The sequence below is a fragment of the Nocardia sp. NPDC050710 genome (genome assembly GCF_040654375.1).
Taxonomy (GTDB): domain Bacteria; phylum Actinomycetota; class Actinomycetes; order Mycobacteriales; family Mycobacteriaceae; genus Nocardia.
The window spans coordinates 62,867-85,900 of record NZ_JBFAHV010000016.1 but is presented as its reverse complement, the minus strand read 5'-3'; the positions used below and the strand labels follow the sequence as shown (position 1 = coordinate 85,900).

The following is a 23,034-nucleotide window of genomic DNA, read 5'->3' as shown; positions in this document are numbered from 1 at the left end:
ACCGATCTGGTGGCCAGGCACGAGATCCTGCGCACCGTCTACCCGCAGACCGAGGCGGGTCCGGTGCAGTCGATCCGCTCGGTGCACGCGGTATTCGACCTGTCGCCGACCCGGGTGCCCGAATCCGCGCTCACCGCGGCCGTGGTGGATGTCGCGGCACAGGGATTCGATGTCGCCGAGGAGATCCCGGTGCGGGTGCGGCTGCTGCGCAGCGGACCAGAGGACCACACGCTGGTGCTGGTGGTCCATCACATCGCCGCCGACGGCGTATCGATGGAACCGCTGATGCGCGATCTGATCACCGCCTACGACGCGCGCCGGGACGGTCGGCTGCCCGCCTGGCAGCCGCTGGCCGTGCAGTACGCGGATTACGCGCTGTGGCAGCGGGAGGTGCTCGGCGAGCCGGAGGACCCCGAATCGGCCGCGGCCCGTCAGCTCGCCTTCTGGAAGTCCGAACTGGCGGAGCTGACCGCACAACTGGATCTGCCCGCGGACCGGCCGCGCCCGGCGATCTCCTCCTACCGCGGCGCCACCCACGAATTCGTCGTCGACGCCGATCTGCGGACCGCCGTCGACGGCCTTGCCGCGCACTGCGGCGCGACACCGTTCATGGTGCTGCACGCCGCACTGGCCGCCCTGCTCGCCCGGCTCTCCGGAACCACCGATATCGCGATCGGCACCCCGGTCGCCGGTCGCGGTGATCGGGCGTTGGACGAGCTGGCCGGCATGTTCGTCAACACCCTGGTGCTGCGCACCGCGGTGCCCGCCGCCGAGACATTCGCCGAACTCATCGCGCACGCCAGGGAGCGCGACCTGCGCGCCTTCGCCCATGCGGAGGTCCCGTTCGAACAGCTGGTGGAGGTGCTCGACCCCGCCCGTTCGCAGGCCAGGCACCCGCTGTTCCAGGTAGCGCTCTTCATGCAGAATATGGCGTCGATCGCGCTCGATCTGCCCGGCCTCGCCGCGCGGCTGCTCGACTTCGATCCCGGCTTCGCCAAATTCGATCTCCAGCTCACACTGTCGGAGCCCGCGGCGTCGGATTCGGGCTATCGTGCCGAATTCACCTACGCGACAGATCTGTTCGACGCGGCGACGGTGCGGGAATTCGGCATCAAATTCGTCCGGCTGTTGCGCGCGGCGGTCGCCGACCCGGACCGCGCGGTCGGCGATATCGAATTGCTGGACGCGGGCGAACTGGACTACGTCACGTCGAGTTGGAATGCCAGCGGGCACCGGGTCGCCGATCGCTATCTCCACGAGGGCTTCGACAACCAGGTCCGCCGCGCCCCCGGGGCGATCGCGCTGATCGGCGACGGCGCGGCCGCGCCCGCCCTGACCTATACCGAGCTGTCGGAGCGGGCCAACCGGCTGGCCCGGCTGCTCATCGATGCCGGGGTCGGGCCGGAATCGCTGGTCGTGCTTGCGATGCCGCGCTCGATCGAACTGGTCGTCGCGATGTACGCGGTGCTGCGCGCGGGCGGCGCCTACGTGCCGGTGGATCCGGCGCACCCGGCCGAACGCATCGGCCACATTCTCGATACCGCGCGCCCACATTCCGTACTGACCACGCGCGCGGCCGGATTCACCGCACCGGATTCGATCGCGGTGCGCTACGTCGAGGAACTCGACCTCACGGAGTTCGCGGCGGGCAAGATCGGCGAGCGCGAACGTCGCGGTGTACTGCACCCCGAACATCCGGCCTACGTCATCTTCACCTCCGGCTCGACCGGCACACCGAAGGGCGTCGCGGTCACCCACCGCGCCATCGCCAACCAGCTGGCCTGGATGCACGACGAATACCGTCCGCGCACCGGGGATGTCTATCTGCAGAAGACCGCGACCACTTTCGACGTGTCGCTATGGGGTTACTTCCTGCCGCTGCGCGCCGGCGCGACCCTCGTACTGGCCACTCCGGACGGGCATCGGGATCCGCGCTACATCGCGGAAACCATTGCCCGTCATAATGTCACGCTGACCGATTTCGTGCCCGCCATGCTCGCCGTCTTCGCCGCGCACGCCGAACCGGGCGAACTGGATTCGCTGCGCGATGTTTTCGTCATCGGCGAGGCGCTGCCGCCCGAAACGGTGGCCGCCTTCCGCGCGGTCTGCGCGGCCGGACTGCACAATCTGTACGGCCCGACCGAAGCCGCCGTCTCGATCACCTATCGCGAGGTCACCACCGAGGACAACCCGCTCGTGCCGATCGGTGAGCCGGAGTGGAATTCGCAGCTGTATGTGCTGGATTCGCGGCTGCATCCGGTCCCGATCGGAGTGCCGGGGGAGCTGTATCTGGCCGGTGATCAGCTGGCGCGCGGCTACCACGGTCGGGTGGATCTGACCGCGGATCGGTTCGTCGCCAACCCTTTCGGGGCCGGCGGTGAACGCATGTATCGCACCGGCGATCTGGTGCGCTGGAGCCGGGACGGCGAGCTGGTGTATCTGGGCCGGGTGGATTTCCAGGTCAAGTTTCGCGGCCAGCGCATCGAACTCGCCGAGATCGAGACCGCGCTGCTCGCCGCGCCGGAGGTGGGTCAGGCCGCGGTACGCCTGATCACCGCCGATACCGGCGAGTATCTGGCGGGTTATGTGATCCGCACACCCGGTTCGGAATTGGACCCGGACGCGGTGAAGGACGGACTCGCGCGCCGCCTGCCCGCCTATATGGTGCCCACCGCGCTGGTGGAGCTTGCCGAATTCCCGTTGAATACCAGCGGCAAACTGGACCGCAACGCGCTGCCGCTTCCGGTGCTGCGGGCCAAGCGGTTTCGCGCGCCGATCGATACCGCCCAACAGGTGGTGGCGTCGGTTTTCGCCGAAGTGCTCCGGGTGCGGCGGGTCGGGTTGGACGACGACTTCTTCGCACTCGGCGGCAGCTCGCTCGACGCCACCCAGGTCACCGCGCGAACCGGTGCGGCCATCGGCGTTCGGATTCCGGTGCGCGCCCTGTTCGAGGCGTCGACCGTGGAGTCCTTCGCCGCCGCGGTCGACGAGCTGAGCCGGGCGGGTGCGCCGCGGCTGCCGCTGGTCCGGCAGCAGCGCCCGGACCGGGTGCCACTTTCACCCGCACAACAGCGGCTGTGGTTCCTGAATCGGATCGAGAGCCAGGACGGCGCCGACAGCGTGTACAACCTGCCGGTGGTGCTGCGGCTGCAGGGCCGGTTGGATGTGGTCGCGCTGGAACGCGCGGTACTGGATGTGCTGGCCAGACACGAATCACTGCGGACCTACTACCCGGCGGACGAGGACGGCCCATATCAGTCGATCCTGGACGGCGGCGAGATCGGGCTCACCCTGAACCCGGTACCCGTCGAGCCCGCCCAGCTGACCGAGGCGATCTCCGCGATCGTCCGCGCCGGATTCGACGTGACCGCCGAAATACCGTCCCGGGTAGCGCTGTTGACCGTCGGCCGCATCGAGGACGGCCGGGGAGCGTCCGTTGACGAATACGTGCTGATCTTCGTCGTACACCACATCGCGGCCGACGCGCTGTCGATGACGCCGCTGGTCGCCGATCTGACCCGGGCCTACCAGGCCCGGCTGATCAGCCAGCGCCCGGACTGGGCCGAATTGCCGGTGCAGTACGCCGATTACAGCCTGTGGCAGCACCGGCTGCTCGGCTCCGAGGACCACCCGGGCGATCTCGCGCACCAGCAACTGCGGTACTGGCGTGAGACGCTGGCGGGGCTGCCCGCCGATCTCGCGCTGCCGACCGATCGTCCCCGGCCCGCGTTGCCGACCCATTGCGGGGCGGCGGTGGATTTCGTGATCGACGCCGAACTGACCGGAAGACTGCGCGCGCTGGCCGAGCGCGGTGGCGCCACCCTGTTCATGGTCGTGCACGCGGCATTCGCGGCCACCCTCGCGCGGTTGAGCGGCACCGATGACATCGTCGTCGGAGCACCCGTCGGCGGACGAGGGGAACGCGAACTCGACGCGCTGATCGGTATGTTCGTCAATTCGCTCGTGCTGCGCACCCGGGTCGCCGCGGACGCGCGCTTCACCGATTTCCTCGCACAGGTCCGCGACACCGATCTCGCCGCCTTCGCGCATGCCGAACTGCCCTTCGAGCGGCTGGTCGACGCCATGGCGGTCGACCGCAATACCGGCGCGCATCCGCTGTTCCAGGTGCTGCTGAGCTTCGGCGAAGCCGCACGGCTCACCCCGGGCAGCCCCGCCGCGGCGGGGCCGTGGCTGACCGTGGAACCGGTCGAGATCGCCGATGACGGAGCAAAATTCGATCTGCACCTCGTACTCGGCGAGACCGCCGAATCCCGCGGACTGACGGGCAGCCTGCGCTACGCCACCGACCTGTTCGACGCGGCCACCATCGCGACCTTCCTCACCCGCATGCGGCGGGTGCTCACCACCGTCGCCGCAGATCCGCGGGTGCGCGTCGGCGATATCGAACTGCTCGACGCGACCGAGCGCGCCCAGGTGTTGCGGCGCTGGAACCACACCGAGCATCGATCCGACCGGACCCACACGCTCCCAGCGCTGTTCGCCGCCCAGGTCGCCCGCACCCCGAACGCACCCGCACTGAGCTTCGAGGGGACAACCCTGTCCTACGCCGAGCTGGCGGACCGCGTGCACCAGCTGGCGCGCTGGCTCATCGCCCAGGGTGTCGGGCCGGATTCGCTGGTAGCGCTCGGTATGCGGCGCTCGGTGGACCTGGTCGTCGGCATGTACGCGGTCACCGTCGCGGGCGGCGGATATGTGCCGCTCGACCCGGATCACCCGGCCGAGCGCACCGGCCACATCCTCGATACGGCCATCCCGGTCACGGTGCTGACCTCCGGTGCGGACCTGGATCTGCCGGGTACGCAGGTGCGTATCGATCGGCTCGAGCTGTCCGGGTTCTCCGCCGCCCCGGTGACCGACGCCGACCGGCGCGCGCCGCTGCGGCCCGCGAATACCGCGTACGTGATCTTCACCTCCGGGTCCACCGGGCGACCCAAGGGTGTCGCGGTGAGTCACGCCGCGATCGTGAACCGGCTGCGGTGGATGCAGTCCGCGCACGTCGCGCTGGACGGCTCGGATGCGCTGCTCCAGAAGACACCGGTGACCTTCGACGTTTCGGTGCCGGAGTTCTTCTGGCCGTTGCAGGTCGGCGCGCGCCTGGTGCTGGCGCGTCCGGACGGCCACCGCGATCCCGCCTATCTCGCGGAACTCATGCGGCGCGAGGCGATTACGGCGGCCCACTTCGTGCCGTCCATGCTCGCTGTATTCGTGGCCGATGAGGTCGATGTGCCGTCGTTGCGGCATGTCTTCTGCTCCGGTGAGGCGCTGCCCGCCGCCACCGCGCAGCGAATGCGGGTACTCACCGGGGCCAGGGTGCACAACCTCTACGGCCCGACCGAGGCCGCGGTCGAGGTCACCTATCACGAGGTGACCGACGCCGATACACGCGGCGTGCCGATGGGCGCGCCGGTCTGGAATACCCGGGTCTATGTGCTGGATGCGCGACTGCGCCCGGTGCCCGCGGGTGTACCGGGCGAGTTGTATCTGGCCGGTGACCAACTGGCGACCGGGTACCTCGGCCGTGCCGATCTGACCGCGGACCGCTTCGTGGCCAACCCCTTCGGCCCGCCCGGCGCCCGCCTGTACCGCACCGGTGACCTGGTGGCCTGGCAGCGCGGTGATACCGGTGAGCTGGAGTTCCTCGGCCGCACCGACTTCCAGGTGAAGGTGCGCGGTCTGCGCATCGAACTCGGCGATATCGAGGCGGCGCTGCTGTCGGGGCCGGGCGTCGCACAGGCGGTGGTGCTGGTGCGCGACGACCACGGCACCGGTGATCAGCTGGTCGGCTACCTGGTGCCGGACGGCTCCCTCGATATCGACATCGTGCGTGCCGAACTCACCCGGCGACTACCGGGATATATGGTGCCCTCCGCCTACGTGGTCCTCGACGAGTTCCCGGTCAATGCCTCCGGCAAGCTGGACCGCACCGCACTGCCCGCCCCCACCGCCGCATCCACCGAATTCCGTGCACCGTCCGGTCCGGCGGAAGCCCTGGTCGCCGACACCTTCCGTGCGCTACTCGGCGCCGACCGGGTCGGCGCCGACGACGACTTCTTCGCACTCGGCGGCAATTCGCTCATCGCCACCCAGCTCGCCGCACGACTGACCAGGGCGACCGGCTCGGATGTCCCGGTGCGCACCATCTTCGACGCGCCCGCCGTGCGCGAACTGGCACAGCTGCTCACCCTCGCACCGGTGCGGGCCGATACCGCACTGGCGGTGCTGCCACCATTGACGGCGCAGAACCGCGACGGCGCGATCCCGCTGTCGATCGCCCAGCAGCGCATGTGGTTCCTGAACCGATTCGACACCGCGAGCGGCGGATACAACATTCCGTTCGCGCTCCGGCTCACCGGCACGCTGAATGTGCCCGCGCTGGCGGCGGCCATCGCCGATGTGATCGGCAGGCATGAAACGCTGCGCACCATCTATCCCGAACGCGACGGCGCCGCCACGCAGGTGGTGCTGCCCGCGGGCACCCGCCTGGTCGAACTGACGGACCGCACGGTGCGGGCCGCGGAGCTGCCCGAATTGATCGCCGCCGCCGCCGGAGCGGGCTTCGACGTAACCAGCGAGGTCCCGCTGCGCGTTCGCCTGCTCCGGGTGGACGACGATACGGCGACCGGACCCGCGCGGCAGGTGCACGTCCTGCTGTTCGTGGTCCACCACATCGCCGCCGACGGTTGGTCCTTCGCGCCGCTGACCCGCGATCTGGCCGCCGCGTACGTCGCGCGCTGCGCGAACACCACCCCGAACTGGGGTCCGCTGCCGGTGCAGTACGCCGATTTCGCGATCTGGCAGCGCGCCGCGCTCGGCCGGATGGACGACGACAAGTCCGTACTGGCCCGGCAATCGGCCTACTGGACCGACCGGCTCGCCGACCTGCCCGAGGTATCGACGCTCCCGACCGACCAGCCCCGGCCCGCCATCGCCACCAACCGGGGCGGCGCTCAAACCGGGCAGCTGGACGCGGCACTGCACCGCGAGATCCAGGATCTGGCCGCGACCCACCGGGTCACCCCGTTCATGGTGCTGCACACCGCGCTCGCCGTGCTGCTGAGCCGCCTGGGTTCGACCACCGACGTGGTGATCGGCACCCCGGTGGCCGGTCGCGGCGATCAGTCGCTCGACGAACTCGTCGGCATGTTCGTCAACACCCTGGTATTGCGCACCGAGGTACGCCCCGACGCCCGCCTCGCCGAGCTGCTGGCGACCGTGCGCGCCGCCGATCTGGCCGCCTTCGACCATGCCGCGGTGCCGTTCGAGCAACTCGTCGACGTGGTCAATCCGGTGCGCTCGCAGGCCCATGCGCCGCTCTACCAGGTCGCGCTGACCCTCCAGAACCAGGCCAAGCCCGACTTCCAGCTGCACCGGCTGGCCTTCGCCGCGCTCGAGGTCGGCCCCGCGCCCATCCAGCTGGATCTGGACTGGACGTTGACCGATCGCTACGACGCCGACGGCAACCCCGACGGCATCGATATGCACCTGCACTACGCGCTCGACCTGTTCGATGCGGAGACCATCGCCGAATTCCTGGCGGGCTTCGAACGCGTATTGCGCGCCATGACCCGTGACATCCGGACCACGGTCGGCGCGGTCGAGCTCATGTCGGTGGCCGAACGCGGCCTGCTGCTCTCGGACCGCAACGCCACCGCCCGCGCACTGCCGGACGAAACCCTGGACGATCTGCTCACCGCGCGCGCCGCCGCCGAACCCGACGGCATCGCGGCCCGATACGAGGGAGCCGAGCTCAGTTACGGCGAGCTGGCCGCGCGGGTGAACCGCCTGGCCCGCTGGCTGATCGCGGCGGGTGTCGGACCGGAGACCATAGTCGGACTCGCGGCGCAGCGCTCACTGGAGATGCTGGTGGCCATGTACGCCATCGTGCGGGCGGGCGGCGCCTACCTGCCGATCGATCCGGCCCATCCCGCCGACCGCATCGCACAGGTCGTCGAGAGCGCCGAATCCGCGCTGGTGCTCGCGGTCGGCGGCGCGGAACTGCCGGAACTGCCCGGTGTCAGGGTGATCGAGCTCGCCGCGCTGGACCTGAGCGGCTTCGACGCCGCGCCGGTCACCGACGCGGAACGGACCGCGGCATTGCGACAGGACAATATCGCCTACGTGCTCTTCACCTCCGGGTCGACCGGTCGTCCCAAGGGCGTCGCGGTCAGCCACCGCGCCATCATGAATCAGTTGCGCTGGCTCGAATTCCGGTACGGCGTGACGGCCGACGACCGGATTCTGCAACGTGCCCCGCTGACCTTCGACGTATCGGTGTGGGAGTGCTTCCTGCCCGTCGCGGTGGGCGCGCCGCTGGTGATCGCCCGCTCCAGCGGACATCTCGATCTGGCCTACTTCGCGGGGCTGCTGCGCGAACACGGCATCACCATCGCCGAATACGTGCCGTCGGTGCTCGCCGCCCTGATCGGCGAGGGTATGGGCGACGCGTTGCGGTCCTTCCGCCATTTGCACTGCGGTGGCGAGGCGCTGACCCCGGATCTGCTCGCCGCCATCCGGGAGTCCTTCGACGGGGCCGTGCACAATGCGTACGGCCCGACCGAGGCCGCGATCTCCGCCGTCTATCACGAATTCACCGATGCGGATGGGGCGTCGGACCGCGATGTCGCCATCGGACGTCCCTGCTGGAATACCCGCGCCTACGTGCTGGACGCGCGGCTGCGGCCGGTACCGGCCGGTGTCACCGGTGAGCTCTACCTCGCGGGGGACCAGCTGGCCAGGGGCTACCACGGCCGCGCGGGTCTGACCGCGGAGCGGTTCGTCGCCGACCCCTTCGGCGTACCGGGCCGGTCGATGTACCGGACCGGCGATCTGGTGAAGTGGAATCGCGAGGGTGACCTGGTCTATCTGGGCCGCAACGATTTCCAGGTGAAGCTGCGCGGTCAGCGGATCGAGCTCGGCGAGATCGAGTCCGCACTGGCCGCGGTCGACGGGGTGACGAATGCCGCGGTGGTGCTCGCGAAGGACACCGCCGGTTACGAATGCCTGGTCGGCTATGTCAGCGGGGCCGATCTCAGCGCGGATTCGGTCTTGGACGCGGTGCGCGACCGACTGCCCGGCTATATGGTGCCCGCGCATCTGGCGGTGCTGGCGCAGATGCCGCTCACCTCGGTCGGCAAGCTGGACCGCGCGGCGCTGCCCGCGGTCGAATTCACCGGTACCGCGGTCGAATTCCGGGCGCCACGGGAGGGCGTCGAATCCGTACTCGCCGCACTGATCACCGACCTGGTCGGGGCGCGAGCCCGCATCGGCGCCGACGACGACTTCTTCGCCAGGGGCGGCAATTCGCTCTTGGCCATGCGCCTGGTCGCGCGGGCCAATGCCGCCTTCGGCGCGGCGCTGACCGTACGGGAGGTGTTCGAGGCCCCCACCGTCGCGGAATTGGCGGTCCGCGTGACATATTCGGCCCGGCTGGACTCGCGCGCCGACCGCCCCGCGCTGGTGGCTCGCGAGCGGTCCGCGCGACTGCCGCTGTCGCCCGCGCAGACCCGGATGTGGCTGCTCAACCGGTTGGAACCGGAGTCCGCCGTCTACAACATCCCGATCACCATCCGGTTGACCGGAGCACTGGACGAATCGGCGCTGCGCGCCGCGCTGCGGGATGTGATCGAACGGCACGAGTCGCTGCGCACCGTATTCCCCGCCGACGATGCCGGTCCCACGCAGGTCGTGCTCTCCGGCGCCGCGTTGCCGGAGATGGTGCTTCCTCTGGTCGAGGTCGCCGAGGCGGAATTGCTCGACGCCGTCCTCGCGGCCGCCGCGGTCGGCTTCGATCTGCGCACTCGGATGCCGGTGCGTGCCAAGCTGTTCCGCGTCGGCCCGGCCGACCACGTCCTGGTCGTGGTCGTGCACCATATCGCCGCCGACGGTGTCTCCACCGCGCCACTGGCCCGCGATCTGATGGTGGCCTACGGTGCCCGCGTCGACGGCGCGGCACCGCGATGGACACCACTGCCGGTCCAGTACGCCGACTTCACGGTGTGGCAGCACGAGGTGCTCGGATCCGCCGATGATCCCGAATCGCTACTGGCGCGCCAGATCGCCTACTGGAGTTCGGAACTCGCCGGTCTCGCGCCGGTTCTGGAACTGCCCGCCGATCGGCCGCGGCCGCCGGTGGCCACCGGCCGCGGCGCCGCCGTCGAATTCGCCGTCTCTGCGGAGCTCACCGCCGCCGCCGCGAATCTGGCACGCCTGCACGGTGTTTCGCTGTTCATGGTGGTGCACGCCGCCTACGCCACCCTGCTGTCCCGGATGGCGCGCACGGCGGATATCGCCATCGGCACCCCGGTCGCGGGCCGGGCCGAGGAAGCCCTGGACGAGCTGGTCGGCATGTTCGTCAATACCCTGGTACTGCGCACCACGGTCCCCGCCGAGGCATCCTTCGCTGAATTGCTCGGCCGGGTCCGCGATACCGATGTGCGCGCCTTCGCCCACGCCGACCTGCCGTTCGAGCGACTGGTCGACGAGCTGAATCCGGTCCGCTCGCAAGCACACTCGCCGATCGTGCAGACCCTGCTGACCTTCGAACACCGTGACGATTCGGTCTTGCGGCTGCCCGGTCTCGAGGTGTCGGCTTATCCGATCGACAACCGGATCGCGCAGTTCGACCTGGCGTTGGAGTTGACCGAGCACCGGGCGGGCGAGGGTACCGCGCTGCGCGCCGTGCTGCGATACGCGACGGATCTGTTCGACCGGGCAACCGTCGAGGCGTACGCGGTCAGATTCGTGCGGGTGCTCGAAGCAGCCGTGGGCGACGCCACCGTACCGGTCGGTAATATCGAATTGCTCGACCCCGCCGAGCGCACACTGATCCTGGAGCGCTGGAACGACACCGCGCGCCCCGCGCCCACCGAGCACACGCTGATCTCGCTGTTCGAGCAGCAGGTGCGCCGAACCCCCGACGCGATCGCCGTGACCTTCGAGGGGGCAAGTCTTGCCCACCCGTCGCCCGACCACCGCCCCTCATCGAATCGCAACGCGATGCTGACATATGCCGAGTTCGCGGGCCGGGTGCACCGGCTGGCGCGCTTCCTGATCGCGCAGGGCGTCGGCCCGGATTCGTATGTCGCACTCGGCATGCGGCGGTCGCTGGATCTGGTGGTGTCGATGTACGCCGTCACCGTGGCGGGCGGCGCGTACGTGCCGCTCGATCCGGATCATCCGGCCGAGCGCCTCGACTATGTGCTGCGGACGGCGCGACCGGTCTGCGTACTGACCTCCGGTGTCGACCCGGAAGCTGTCGCGGCGCGTCGGATCCGGATCGACGACCTGGATCTCACCGGCTACTCCGCCGAGCCGCTGACCCCCGCGGAACGGCTCGGCACCCCGACCCCCGGTCACCCCGCCTACGTGATCTTCACCTCCGGTTCCACCGGACGCCCCAAGGGTGTGGCGGTCTCGCATGCCGCGATCGTCAACCGGCTGCTGTGGATGCAGGACCGGTACGGGCTGCGCGGGTACGACACGGTGTTGCAGAAGACGCCCGCCACCTTCGACGTGTCCGTATGGGAGTTCTTCTGGCCGTTGCAGGTCGGCGCCCGGCTGGTGATCGCGCGCCACGACGGCCACCGCGATCCCGCCTACCTGGCCCGGCTGATCGTCGCCGAGCAGATCACCACCGTGCATTTCGTGCCCGCGTTGCTCGCGGTATTCCTGACCGAGCCGAAGGCCGGGGAATGCCGCACGCTGCGCCGGATCTTCGCCTCCGGCGAAGCGCTGCCCGCGGCCACCGCGCAGCGGGCACGGGAGCTCACCGGCGCCCGCGTCCACAATCTGTACGGTCCGACCGAGGCGGCGGTCGACGTCACCTTCCATGAGGTCACCGACGCCGATACGGCCTCGGTGCCGATCGGCAGGCCGGTATTCAATACCCGTCTGCTGGTACTGGATTCGCGGCTGCGACCGGTGCCGATCGGGGTACCCGGCGAGTTGTACCTGGCGGGCGCGCAATTGGCGCTCGGCTATGTGGCGCGGCCGGATCTGACCGCGGACCGCTTCGTCGCCGACCCCTACGGCGCGCCGGGCGCTCGCATGTACCGCACCGGTGACCTGGTCACCTGGACCGCCGACGGTGAGCTGGAGTACCTGGGCCGCACCGACTTCCAGGTGAAGTTGCGCGGCCTGCGCATCGAGCTCGGTGAGATCGAGGCCGCGCTCACCGCGATGGACGCCGTCGAACAGGCCGTGGTGGTCGTGCACGCCGACGAGCGGCTCGGTGATCAACTGGTGGCCTATCTGGTGGGTGCCGTCGATACCGCCGTCGTGCGTGCCGGACTCGGCGCCGAACTGCCCGCCTATATGGTGCCTTCGACATTCGTATTGCTCGACGCGTTCCCGGTGAACGCCTCCGGCAAGCTCGATCGTCAGGCGCTGCCCGCACCCGTCTTCGAGACCGCGACCTACCGCGCGCCCGAGACCGACGCCGAGCGGGCCGTCGCGCGCGTATTCGGTGAGCTGCTCGGTATCGCCGAAGTCGGCGCCGATGACGACTTCTTCGCTCTCGGCGGCAATTCGCTGATCGCCACCCGGGTCGCGGCCCGGCTCGGCGCCGAACTGGCCGCCGAGATCCCGGTGCGCATGCTGTTCGAGGCGCCCACCGTCGCGGGGCTCGCCGCACAGGTCGACCGGCACGGCGGCACCGGCAATCGCCCTGCCCTGACCGCGCGGCCGCGCCCTGAGCTGGTTCCGCTCTCGCCCGCGCAGCAGCGCATGTGGTTCCTGAACCGGTTCGATCCGGCGGAGACGGTGAACAATATCCCGGTCGTCATCCGGCTGACCGGCACGCTGGACACCGCGGCGCTGACCGCCGCCATCGCGGATGTGATCGGTAGGCACGAAACCCTGCGCACGGTCTACCCGGATGTCGACGGCATCGGCTACCAGCGGATTCTCGGTACCGATCGGGTGCCGCCGCTGGTGCGGATGGATGCGGCCGGGGTCGCCGAGGCATTGGTCGAATTCGTCGCGACCCCCTTCGACGTGACGGCCGAGGTGCCACTGCGGATCGGGCTGGCTCGGCTCGCGGAAGGTGAGCATCTGCTCGCTCTCGTGGTACATCACATTGCCGCCGACGGCTTCTCGATGGGCCCGCTGGCCCGCGATATCGCCCTCGCGTACGCGGCCCGCGCCACCGGTGCGCGGCCGGAGTGGTCGGAACTCCCGGTCCAGTACGCCGACTACGCACTGTGGCAGCGCGAGCTGCTCGGCGCCGAAGATGACGCGGAATCGGTCGCCGCCCAGCAACTGCGGTATTGGGAGCAGGCACTGCGCGGCCTGCCCGCGCAGCTCGACCTGCCCGCGGATCGCCCGCGCCCGGCCGTGGCCACCCATACGGCGGCCGCTACCACGCTGCCGCTCGATCCCGCACTGCGCGGTGGCATCGCCGCCGTGGCGGCGCGCTACGAGGCGACACCGTTCATGGTCGTGCACGCCGCGCTCGCGGTATTGCTGGCCCGGCTCTCCGGGACGGCCGATATCGCCATCGGCGCACCCATCGCGGGTCGCGGTTCCGCCGCGCTCGACGACCTGGTCGGCATGTTCGTCAACACCCTGGTACTACGCACCGAGATCCCCGGTTCGGACCCGTTCGCCGCAGTACTGCGCCGGGTGCGCGAGGCCGATCTGGATGCGTTCGCCCATGCCGACGTGCCCTTCGAGCGTCTGGTCGAGGTGCTCGACCCACCGCGGTCCGAGGCGCGGCATCCGCTGTTCCAGGTCGCGCTGTTCTTCCAGAACCTGGCGCCGGTCGATATCGAGATGGCGGGTGTCGGGATCGCCGAATACGGCCTCGACTACGAGACCACCCGATTCGATGTGCAGCTCACCGTCACCGATGACGCGCTCCGATTCAGCTACGCCACCGATCTTTTCGACGAATCCACGGTGGCCGGATTCGGCGCCGGATTCCTGCGCCTGCTCGCCGCCGTGACCGCGGATCCGAACCGGGTGGTCGGCGATATCGATCTCTTCGGTCCGGGCGAACTGCACCGGGTGGTGACCGAGTGGAACGATTCCGCGCATACCGCGTTCGTCGCGGAACTGCTGCTCGACGAGTTCGAAGCGCAGGCCGCCGCCACCCCGGATGATCCGGCACTGGTGTACGTCCCCGACGGCGGCGCGCATGCCACCGTGGTGACCTACGGTGAGCTCGACCGGCGCACCAATCAGCTGGCGCGACACCTCATCGAGGCGGGCGTCGGCCCGGAATCGCTGGTGGCGCTGGCCATTCGGCGGTCCACCGATCTGGTCGTGGCCATGTACGCGGTGCTCAAGGCGGGCGGCGCCTACGTCCCGATCGATCCGGATCACCCGGCCCGGCGCATCGCGCACATCCTGGAGACCGCACGCCCGGCCGTGCTGCTGACCACGGCCGCGGATGTGGACGACTTCGGCGGTACCGGGCCGACGGTATGTGTCGATACGGCCGTGCTCGACGGGTACGCCGATGACCCGATCGCGGTCAACGAGCGCACGGCCCCCGTCCACCCCGGACATCCGGCGTACGTGATCTTCACCTCCGGTTCGACCGGGAAGCCCAAGGGCGTCAGCGTGTCCCACGCGGCGATCGTCAACCAGATGACCTGGATGCAATCGCAGTACCAGCTCATCGCCGACGACGTGTACCTGCAGAAGACCGCCACCACTTTCGACGTATCGCTCTGGGGCTACTTCCTCCCGCTGCGCGTCGGCGCGACACTGGTGCTGGCCACCCCGGACGGCCATCGTGACCCGGGATATCTCGCCGAGGTGATCGGCGGATACGGCGTCACCGTCACCGATTTCGTGCCGTCGATGCTGAGCGTCTTCGCCGGGCATATCGAAACCGCCGGGCTGCGCGATGCACTCGCCACACTGCGGATGGTGTTCGTGATCGGGGAGGCGTTGCCCGCCGAGACGGTGCGGGCCTTCGGCGCGGTCGGCTCCGCGCGCCTGCACAATCTGTACGGCCCCACCGAGGCCGCGGTGAGCATCACCTATCGCGATGTGACCGGCGAGACCGAGCGGACCGTCGTGCCGATCGGCAACCCGGTGTGGAACAGCCGGGTGTACGTGCTGGATGCGCGGCTGCGCCCCACCCTGCCCGGGGTTGCGGGGGAGTTGTACCTGGCGGGCACCCAGCTCGCCCGCGGCTACCAGGGCCGGCCGGATCTCACCGTGGATCGGTTCGTGGCCAACCCCTTCGGGCGGCCCGGCGAACGCATGTACCGCACCGGTGATCTGGTGCGCTGGGATACCAGCGGTCCGGTGGCCGAGCTGGTGTACCTCGGCCGCACCGATTTCCAGGTGAAGTTCCGTGGCCAGCGCATCGAACTCGGTGAGATCGAAGCCGTACTCGCGGCGGTACCCGGGGTCGCCCAGGCCGCGGCCCGGGTCAGCGGCGATCATCTGGTCGGATACCTCACCTCGCGGCCCGGGGTCCGGATCTCCGAGGCCGAGGTGATGTCCGCGGCCGCGGCCGCGCTGCCGTCGTACATGCTGCCATCGGCGCTGGTGACGCTGGAAGCGTTCCCGCTCAATGCCTCCGGCAAGCTGGACCGCGCGGCGCTGCCGGAACCGGAGTTCGACCGCATCGCCTATCGGTCCCCGATCACCCCGGCCGAACGGCTGGTCGCGGCGGCCTACGAGACGGTGCTGAACGGCGGCCGCGTCGGCGCCGACGACAACTTCTTCGACCTGGGCGGGAACTCGCTCAGCGCCACCCGGGTGCTGGCCCGGCTGAGCGAGCGGCTCGGCAGGCGGGTTCCGGTGCGGCTGCTCTTCGAGGCGCCGACGGTGCGTGCCCTCGCGGCACGCATCACCGCCGAGGCCGACGCCGCCGAGCAGGTGCTGCCGCTGATCGCGGGCCCGCGGCCGGAGGTCGTGCCGCTGGCGCCGGTACAGCGGGGCATGTGGTTCCTGAACCGGCTCGACCCGGCTTCGGCGGCGCACAATATTCCGGCCGCGATGCGGATCCGGGGCGAGCTGGACGAGGTCGGGCTGGCCGCCGCCTTCGCCGATGTGGTCGCTCGGCATGAGGCGTTGCGCACCGTCTACCCGGCCGATGCCGACGGTGTCGGCCACCAGATGGTTCTGCCCGCGGAGCAGGCCACGGTGCGGCTGGCCGTCGAATCGGCGGACGGCGCGCTCGATGATCGGATCGCCGAATTCCTCGCCGCGGGTTTCGATGTCACCACCGAGGTGCCGGTGCGTGCGGTGCTGCTGCGCGAGACGGCCGACAGCCACGTACTGGTCGCCGTGCTGCATCACATCGCCGCCGACGGGTATTCGATATATCCGCTGCTGCGCGACCTGCTCTCGGCGTACCTGTCTCGGGTACTCGGCGCCGCGCCGGTCTGGCCGGAGTTGGCGGCCCAGTACGCGGATTATGCGCTGTGGCAAGCGCAGTCGGTGGCAGCCGTGGCCGCCGAACAACTGTCGTACTGGACCGAAGCGCTGCGCGACCTGCCCGACGAACTGGCGTTGCCCACCGACCGGCCACGACCCGCCATCGCCTCCAAGCGCGGCGGCAATATCCGCGCCAGAATCGGCGGCGGCGTCGCCGATCGGGTACGTGATCTCGCGGCACGCCACGGCGCGACCCCGTTCATGGTCGTGCACGCGGCGCTGTCGGTGCTGCTGGCGCGGCTGTCCGGGGCCACCGATATCGCCATCGGGACCCCGGTGGCGGGTCGCGGCGCGGCCGCGCTCGACGACCTGGTCGGCATGTTCGTGAATACGCTGGTGCTGCGCACCAGACCGGAACCGGACCTGTCCTTCGCCGAATTGCTCGCGGCGACGAAGGCGGCCGATCTGGCGGCGTTCGCCCACGCGACCGTCCCGTTCGAGCGGGTGGTCGACGAATTGGGCATCGAGTCCTCGCGGGCCAGACACCCCTTGTTCACGGTGGCGCTGAGCTATCTGAATACCGCGGCCGAATCCTTCACGCTGCCCAGTCTGGAGTTGGCGGCGGTCGAATTCGACGAGCCGGTGGCGCGATTCGATATGCAGTTCACCGTCGCCGCCGATCCGGATGCCGACGGTCACCTCGGTGTCGAATTGAACTATGCGACAGACCTGTTCGACGCCGATACCGCCGCGGGCCTGTTGCGCCGCTTCGGCCGTCTGCTCGGCGCGCTCACCGCGGATCCCGAGGCGGCGATCGGCGCGGTGGACCTGCTGGCCCCGGCCGAGCGTTCCGGCCTGCTCGCTCGGCGCGGCGCCGAGCCGGTGCGGCAGCAGACCCTCGCGGAATTGATCGCGGTCGCGGTCGCGATGAACCCCGAGGGCACGGCGGTCGTCTGCGGTGACCTCGCGCTGTCCTATCGCGCGATGGACGAGCAGTCCTCCCGGCTGGCCCGCATGCTCATCGGGCACGGCGTAGGCCCGGAAGATGTTGTCGCTGTGGCTATTCCCCGATCATCCGAATCCGTGCTCGCCGTGTGGGCGGTCGCCAAGACCGGTGCCGCATTCGTCCCGGTCGATCCGACCTACCCGGCGGACCGGATCGCGCATATGTTGACCGACTCCGGCGCCGCCATCGGCCTGACGGTCGCCGCGGTCCGCGCGGCACTGCCCGGCCTCGCCGAATGGCTGGTGCTGGACACCCCGGCGACCGCGGCCAGACTCCGGCATACCAGTGCCGCCTCGATCGGTGACGACGAGCTGGTGCGCCCGCTGCGTTCGGGCAATCCGGCATGGATGATCTACACCTCCGGGTCCACCGGAATCCCCAAAGGTGTGGTGGCCCCACATGCCGGTATCGCCGGAGTGGCGCGCGCCCAACGGGATCGGTACCGGGTCACCACGACCGCACGGGTGCTGCACGTGGCCTCACCCAGTTTCGACGCCTCCATGCTGGAATTCCTGATGGCGCTCGCGGCGGGCGCGGCCCTGGTGATCGCGCCCGCCGGGGTCTACGGCGGGGCGGAGTTGACCGCACTCATCCGGGATCGGCGGGTGAGCCACGCCTTCATCACCCCGGCGGTGCTCCAGACCCTCGATCCGGCCCAGCTGCCCGAACTCGAGCATGTCACCGTGGGCGGCGAGGCCTACGGCCCGGATCTGGTACAGCGCTGGGCCACGGACCGCGTGTTCTACAACACCTACGGTCCGACCGAGACCACCGTCATCACCAATATCAGCGCTCCGCTGCGGCCGGGGGACGCCTTCGATATCGGCACCCCGATCCACGGCATGTCCGCGGCGGTGCTCGATGCTCGATTGCAGCCGGTGCCGGTGGGCGTCACCGGTGAGCTGTATCTGCGCGGACCGGGACTGGCACGTGGATACCATGCGCGACCGGGACTTTCGGCGGATCGCTTCATCGCGGACCCCTACGGTCCGGCGGGCGGACGGCTCTACCGCACCGGTGATCTGGTGCGCTGGACCGGATCCGGCGCCATCCAGTACGTCGGGCGCTCGGATCAGCAGGTGAAGGTGCGCGGCCTGCGCATCGAACTCGGCGAGATAGACGCGGTACTCACCGCGCACGAGTCGGTCGAGTTCGCGGTCACCGTCGGCCATACCGACGCCAACGGGGTCGTCAGCCTGGTCGCCTACGTGGTCGCCGCGCCAGGACGGACGGTAGACACCGATGAACTGACCGACTTCGCCGGCCGGTCGCTGACGGCCTATATGGTGCCCGCGGCGATCACGGTGCTCGATGAGATCCCGCTGACACCGGTCGGCAAGCTCGATCGGAAGGCGCTGCCGGAGCCCAGGTTCCGGACCGCGGAGTTCCGGGCGCCCGAGACGGCCACCGAATACGCCGTGGCCCAGACCATCGCCGAGGTGCTCGGATTCGACGATCCGGCGCGGATCGGCCGAGCCGACGACTTCTTCGCCCTCGGCGGGAATTCGCTCACCGCAACCCAATTGGCGGCCCGCCTGGCCAGCCGGGTCGGGACCTCGGTCGGCGTGCGGATGATCTTCGAGCACTCGACGGTGGCGGGCTTGGCCGCGGCGCTCGTCGAAGCGGGCGATCCGGCCGCCGCGCCGACCCGGCCGATACTGGCCGGGCGCACCGACTCCGATCCGGTGCCGCTGTCGTTGGCCCAGCAACGCATGTGGTTCCTGAATCGATTGGATCGGCAGTCCACCGCCTACAACATCCCGCTCGCCGTCCGGTTGCGCGGCGAACTCGATATCGCCGCGCTCAATGCCGCGATCGTGGATGTGGTGCGGCGGCACGAGGTGCTGCGCACCGTGTACCCGCAGCACGAATCCGGACCGGTTCAGGTGGTACTTCCGCTGGCCGACGCCGGAACCCCAGTGCTGTCCCCGATTTCGGTGCCGACGGACGATCTGGCCACGGCGGTGGCCGATTTCGTCGGCGCGGGCTTCGACGTCGCCGACGCGGTGCCGCTGCGGGCCCGGCTGTTCGCACCGGTCGGGGAGGAGCCGGGGCCAACGCACGAACACGTGCTGGTCGTGGTGGTGCACCATATCGCCGCGGACGGCTCCTCACTGGTGCCGCTTGCCAGGGATGTGATGCTCGCCTACGCCGCCCGCAGACGGGGCGTTGCACCCGGCTGGACGCCATTGCCGGTGCAGTACGCGGACTACAGCCGGTGGCAGCGGGAACTGCTCGGCTCGGAGGACGATCCGGCGTCGCTGGTCTCGCGCCAGCTCGGGTTCTGGACCGAGACGCTCGCGGCGCTGCCCGCCCAGCTGAATCTGCCTGCCGACCGCCCCAGGCCCGCCATCGTCTCCACTCGCGGCAGGCATGTGGACTTCGGCATCGATGCCGAACTCCACGCCGGACTGGCCGAATTGGGCCGTAGCAGGGGAGCGACCCTGTTCATGGTCGTACACGCCGCCTTCGCGCTGCTGCTGGCCAGGCTGTCCGGAACCTCGGATATCGCCGTCGGCACCCCGGTCGCCGGCCGCGGAGCGGCCGAACTCGACGAGGTGGTCGGCATGTTCGTCAATACCCTGGTACTGCGCACCGATGTGGTGGCCGCCGAGGATTTCACCGCGCTGCTCGAGCGGGTACGCGACGCGGACCTGTCCGCCTTCTCACACGCGGATGTGCCGTTCGAACGACTGGTGGAGGTGCTCAACCCGGAGCGCTCGACCGCACGGCATCCGCTGTTCCAGGTCGGCTTCTCCTTCCACAACCAGGCCGAAGCCGATTTCGCCCTGGACGGATTGACCGCCAACGCGGTCGATTTCGACTCCGAGGTCTCCCAGTTCGACCTGCACCTGGTGGTCACCGACCGCTATGACGCCGACGGTCGCCCGGCCGGGTTGGCGGCCTCGATCACCTATGCCACCGCGCTGTTCGACGAATCCACGGTCGCGGGCTTCGCGGGACGGTTGCAGCGGATCCTGGCCGCGGTCCGCGCGCGGCCGGAGCTCGCGGTCGGTGATCTGACACTGCTGGATGCCGCCGAGTCCGAGCGCATGCTCGTCGGGTGGAACCGGGCCGACCGCGCATTCGACCCCGGCACCCTGATCTCCGGATTCCAGGCGCAGCTCGCCAGGACGCCGGATGCGGTGGCGGTGGTCGAGGACGCGACCACGCTGACCTATGCCGAGTTCGGCGCGCGCGTCAACCGGCTCGCCCGAATGCTGATCGGGCGCGGCATCGGACCGGAATCGCTGGTGGCGCTGGCTGTTCCGCGTAGCATCGACCTATTGGTCGCCATGTACGCGGTGGTGGCCGCGGGCGGCGCGTATGTACCGCTGGACCCGGCCCACCCGCTGGACCGCACCATCGGCGTGCTCGCGGCAGCCGATCCGGCGTTGGTGTTGACCTCCTCCCGGCGGCCGATGCTGCCCGCTGAGGTTGCCGATCACGAGGTGCTGCTCGATATCTCGGCCCTCGATCCGGCCCTCGACGCCGGCCCGATCCGGAACGACGAACGTCTGGCTCCGCTGACCCCGGCCAATACCGCCTACGTCATCTTCACCTCCGGATCCACCGGTGCGCCGAAGGGCGTCGCGGTATCGCACGCCGCCGTCGCCCACCAGTTGGACTGGATGCAGGCGGAGTATGCGCTCGATGCCGACGATGCCACGCTGCTGATGACCTCGGCGGCCTTCGACCTGTCGGTATGGGAGTTCTGGTGGGCGCCGCGCACCGGGGCCAGGGTGGTGCTGGCACCGCAGGGGGCGCAGCGTGATCCGGAGGGTGTGCTCGATCTGATCCGGCGCGCCTCGGTGACCACGGTGACGCTGGTGCCCTCGCTGCTGGCGATGCTGGCCGAGGTATCCGGTGACCGGCGGCTGCCGCGTTCGCTGCGCAGGCTGCTGGCGATCGGTGAGGCGCTGCCCGCCGCGACGGTGACCCGCATCGGAGCGCTGACCACCGCCAGGATCGACAATCTCTACGGCCCGACCGAAGCGGCCGTCTCGGTGACGCGCTACCGGACCACCGGCCTCGGCTCGGCCCTATCCCGGTCCGTGGTGCCGATCGGCCGGGTGGAGGCGGGCAACCAGGTCTATGTACTCGACGACCGGTTGCATCCGGTTCCGGCCGGTGTGACCGGTGAGCTGTATCTGGGCGGCGCGCAGCTGGCCCGCGGCTATCACGGCAGGCCGGATCTGAGCGCCGAACGCTTCGTGGCGAATCCGTTCGGCGACGCCGGAACCCGGCTCTACCGCACCGGTGACATGGTGCGGTGGGCCGCCGACGGCAATCTCGAGTATGTCGAGCGCCGCGACTTCCAGGTCAAGGTGCGCGGCTACCGCATCGAACTCGCCGAGATCGAATACGTGCTGCGCTCCCGGCCCGCCATCACCGACGCGATCGTGGTGGCACACCGGGCCGACGGTGAGAACGCGATGCTGGTCGGCTATTTCACGGCGGTCACACCGCAGGATCTCGCGGCTCTGCGTTCGGCGCTGTCCGAAACATTGCCGAGCTATATGGTTCCGGCGGTGCTGATGCCACTGGATGCGCTGCCGCTCACCGCGAACGGCAAGATCGATCGCGCCGCGCTGCCGCGACCGGAGGTCGAGGCGCGCGAATACCGTGCCCCGCGAACGGCACTGGAGCAGACAGTCTGTGCCGTTTTCGCCGAGGCGCTCGCGGTCGAACGGATCGGACTGGACGACAGCTTCTTCGAACGCGGCGGCAACTCACTGCTGGCGACCCGGCTGACCACCCGCCTGAGCGCCGAACTGGCCGAGCAGGTTCCGGTGGTCTGGCTGTTCTCCACGCCGACCCCCGCCGGGTTGGTCGCACAGCTGGCAACGGCGCAATCCGGCCGTGGCCGCGTCGATACCGAGGTCGCCTTCGACGTGCTGTTGCCGCTGCGTCCGGGAGGAGCGCGGGAACCGCTGTTCTGCGTCCATCCGGCCGGAGGCGTCGCCTGGTCGTTCGCCGGTCTGGCCGCGCATATCGATCCGGAACGCGGCATCTACGGTCTCCAGTCACCGGCGCTGAATTCGGCGGAACCGCTGCCGGATTCGATCGAGGAGTGGGCCCGGCGCTACATCCGCGAGATCCGCGCCGTGCAGCCGGAGGGGCCGTACCATCTGCTCGGCTGGTCGTTGGGTGGTGTGCTCGCACACGCGGTAGCGATCCAGTTGCAGGACGAGGGTCAGCATGTCGCGATGCTCGCCATGATGGACAGCTCGCGCACGGTCGCGGTAGCCGAGTCCGCGACGGTGCCGGTGGCGGATCTGCTCGGCGGAATGCTGGGTGAACAGGCCGGTGTGACCGACACCGAGCTCGATATCGCGCAGCTGGCCCGGCGCATCGGTGAGCTGCCCGAACCATTCGCCTCCTTCGGCGCCGACCGGCTCGGCAGGCTGCTGGACGCGGGCACTCGGTCATTGGCGCTGATCGGTCGCTATCGCCCACGGCCGTATAAGGGCAATCTGGTGTATTTCACTGCGTCGCTGGATGATCCGACCGGCGCTACCGGCGCCGCGAGCTGGTCCGACGCGGTGGACGGCACCGTGCACAACCATGCCGTATCGGCCACCCACTGGCGGATGACCTCCGATTCCGCCCTGGCCCGCATCGGCCACGTCCTGTCGACACTGTGGGACTCCACCCACCGCGCCTGA

At 69.7% G+C, this 23,034-nt stretch carries 1 protein-coding gene (running past one end of the window); it reads left to right on the top strand.

Annotated features, from left to right (window positions below; genetic code table 11):
* Positions 1-23,034, top strand: the 3' portion of a protein-coding gene (locus AB0H61_RS24675) for a non-ribosomal peptide synthase/polyketide synthase (RefSeq protein WP_357308506.1). 2,340 nt of this gene lie to the left of the window's left edge; the window shows 23,034 of its 25,374 coding nt (coding positions 2,341-25,374); its start codon lies beyond the left edge, outside the window; it ends in the stop codon at positions 23,032-23,034.